The sequence below is a fragment of the Novosphingobium aquae genome (genome assembly GCF_037572715.1).
GTDB classification, from domain to species: Bacteria; Pseudomonadota; Alphaproteobacteria; order Sphingomonadales; family Sphingomonadaceae; genus Novosphingobium; species Novosphingobium aquae.
Genome location: NZ_JBBHJY010000019.1, coordinates 1 through 3,022, shown reverse-complemented (window position 1 = coordinate 3,022; position 3,022 = coordinate 1). Strand labels below are relative to the sequence as shown.

The 3,022-nt window shown below is 63.0% G+C and carries 2 protein-coding genes and 1 pseudogene; 1 reads left to right on the top strand and 2 read right to left on the bottom strand.

Features of this window, described 5'->3' with window-relative positions; translation table 11 throughout:
• Positions 1-1,335: pseudogene (locus tag WG900_RS20015) on the top strand (hypothetical protein); the annotation flags it as partial.
• 68 nt (positions 1,336-1,403) lie between these two features.
• Here WG900_RS20015 and WG900_RS20010 read toward each other — a convergent pair.
• The gene (locus tag WG900_RS20010) at positions 1,404-1,724 is read right to left on the bottom strand and encodes a DUF736 domain-containing protein (protein ID WP_339970125.1); all 321 of its coding nucleotides are present in this window, start codon (positions 1,722-1,724) and stop codon (positions 1,404-1,406) included.
• A 690-nt stretch (positions 1,725-2,414) separates the two neighbouring features.
• Positions 2,415-2,909 carry a hypothetical protein gene (locus WG900_RS20005; RefSeq protein ID WP_339970123.1) on the bottom strand — a complete coding sequence of 165 codons (495 nt, stop codon included), beginning with the start codon at positions 2,907-2,909 and terminating at the stop codon, positions 2,415-2,417.
• Between the last annotated feature and the right edge of the window lie 113 nt (positions 2,910-3,022).

The following is a 3,022-nucleotide window of genomic DNA, read 5'->3' as shown; positions in this document are numbered from 1 at the left end:
AGCGGGCACAGCAGCTCTGAAGCCGGGGCGATTTCAGGCGGAATCGGCGCCGCGGCAGACTTCGCGCTTGCCAATGGCCAGCATGCCTCGGACACCGCTGAGGATCCCGGCCGCATCACGGCTTTCGGCGAAGCAAAATATGTGATTTCTTCGGGCGGCCCGATCGACCGGTCCTCACTCGAGATCACTGGCAACAGTTCTGCGGTCTCAGTGCTTGGCAATGGCGCGTCGAACCGCGTTGCACTCAGCGGCGCGCGCATTGGCATGGCGGGCGCAGCGGCGCCAGGTTCAGCGCTTTCGAATGTCCAGACGGGCAATGTCGATGCCTGGGCTTCTTCGCATGTCGTGCTTGCCATTCCGGCCAATGCGACGGGATCCACTGCCGTAGTCTCGCATAACACCAACATCGCCACCGGCGGCGTCAATGCCGCTGAAAATGTCGTCGCCATTGAAGCGGCGAGCATCGGCAAGTTGAGCGGCACAGCCATGTTTGGCGTTGACGCCGGCATGACTGGCACGGTGTCAGGCGACCATGTTCTTGCCAGCCAGCAGCTGGCCGGCGGCATTGTCGTGGTCGATGCCGTCACCGAAACTCTCCTCGGCGGAAACGGGAGCCAGGGCAATTCGTCTCTGACGGTTGCAGGAAACCTCACGCAGGCATCGGCCAAGGCCAACGACGTGCTCAACACGTTGTCACTGGCAAGCGCGGCAGGAAACGAAGCCTCGGCAGGCCTGCAGAACAACCAGCAAAGCAGTGCATCGACCACTGCCCGGGCGACCGGCATTTTCGCAGGCGCCGGTGTGAGCGGGCCGGGCGCGCAGGCCAGGATCGGGGGTAACCCCATTCTCGCCGAGGCACGCGGCAACACCGCGAGCAATCTGTTGTCCCTCGATGCGGCCCCGCTCAATGCTCCGAATGGACCTATGGCGCAGGTTGCTCTCAATCTGGCAAGCGGACAAGCAGTGCTGGGCAACCGCCAGGCTAACTCCGGTGCGGTCACAGCGTCGGCCACTAGCACGAACTACCTTCCCGCCCTCTACGGGCATCAGGCGAGCAGCGCAGCCAATGGCGGAGGCCACCGCCTCGAAGCAGCCGCCTATGGCAACAGCGCGGTAAACTCGGCCCTGCCGCTCAATGCGGGCGGCGTGATGCCGGCAACGCTGGTTTCGAACGCGCAGGTCAACTCGGGCTCGATTTCGGCCTATGCCGCGAATACCGGCATCGCAGCGGCGACAATGACAACGAGTTCGGTTCGCTTGAACATCACGGGACACGCTGCGACCGCCCAGGCCATCGGCAATTCCGCGATCAACACGATTGGCAGATCCAACTGACCAGAGCGTCTGTCAGTAACAATAGAGAAGCCCCGCCCGGCAGTGCCGGGCGGGGCTGGCTCATCCGGTCATTCGCCGTTCGTGCGGCGGGCGCGAGACCAGATCAGGTTGTAGCTCTTGCCGTCTTCGTCGTCGAAGAGGTTGGCAAAGATCGGGGCAGTGAAGCTGGGATCGTCGAGCTTGACCGAGAGGTATTCGCGGCCATCGCTCGAGGTCTTGGTCCAGGCGGCTCCGATTTCCGCGCGTCCGACGAAGACCCGGTGCGATGGTGCGTTGTCGTTGTCGCTGCTTTCAGGAACGATGCGGACGTTCTTCTGCTGCACCGACATGGTGACGATCTCGCCCTTGTACTCGTTGCCGGTCTTGGTGAAAGTTCCGATATTGGCCATGATGATTTCCTTCAAGTTGGTCGAACCCGCGCCCATCGCGGCCTCGATGGCTGGTTGAAGGCAGGGGCTTGTGCCCGCTGCACCTGACCCGGGGCCCCCAAAACGTATTGCTTTTGGGGTGGGGAACGGCCGGAACGCTAGTGGAGGACGCAGGCCAGACGGCTTTCTTGTCTCGCGAGGAAGGGGCGAGGTCGGGGTCCCCATGCGGCTTGGCCAGCATGGGGTGAACATGCCCAGGGGAAGAAAGTCGGCGCAGACGGCGTTGCAGCAAGGGATCAAGCGGCGAAGCCATCCCCTGACAACCAGAGCCATTGAAGAGGCGGCAAAGGGCCCGGGTCACACTTGACCGGGTGTCATGGCATTTCCCGGACTTACCAGACCAGGCTCCGATCAGGAGAGTAATGTCATACGGTGCGCTTGCAGGTCGTCATCGCAGCTCCAGAAATCGGCAACCATAATGCGCTTCGCTGGGATCTCAGCTTGAACCGCGCATTCGGCTCGCTTGGCCCGGCTTCAAATGGCTGAGAATTCTTGATAGCGCTGGACCCCGGCCCCTGCCCAGACCCGCCACACCCGAAACGAGAATGGCGGAGCCTGCCACCAGATCACAGCGCCCGCGCCGTAACGGCTGAACTGACCGTGCCAGCCCTGCCCGGGAATTGCCGGACGGGGCCCCACAAAATGACGAAGCTACAAGCGAGCGCGGCTCCACTGTGTCCAGGATGCCGCAGCAACAAATGCAGCGCCGATACAAGAGGCGACGATCTGCCACCGGCCTTCAGGCATGGTCGCCGCTGCGATGCCGTGGACGACGTGATACCCCGCAAAGGCTGCCGGTGCAGCAAAGGCGATACCGATTGCTGCCCGGGCCGTGGCGGACCGGGCGAACGCCAGCGCCAGTTGCGCGACGGCGAGCAGTACGATCGCGGCAATGGCTGCGGCGGCAAGCGCAGCGACAATGCCGCTGCCACCTCGGTAGGCGGCGGAACCGGCGAGAAAGGCCAGGAACAGCGGCAAGGCAAAGATCGAAAGGCGGTAAAGAAGCGCGCAGCACAGGAATACTGCAACGATGATCAGGGCAAAGCCGATCAGCATGGCGTCCTCCTCGAAACCAAGGATAAGGGACGCGCTCTCCACCACCACCGCAGCGCAATGTGCAGGACATCCATAGCAGAAATGCGCCATGGCTGGAATCCCTGATGGGGATCCAGCCCATCTGCGCGGCGCGGTCTGCCGCGGTCAGGGGTTGAACGGGTCATATTCGTGGATCACGCTGCCCGCATCGCCATCGAATTCGG

Coding starts and splice junctions, on each gene's coding strand:
- WG900_RS20010 (WP_339970125.1), bottom strand. CDS start 1,724: ATGGCCAATATCGGAACTTTCACCAAGACCGGCAACGAGTACAAGGGC.
- WG900_RS20005 (WP_339970123.1), bottom strand. CDS start 2,909: ATGGCGCATTTCTGCTATGGATGTCCTGCACATTGCGCTGCGGTGGTG.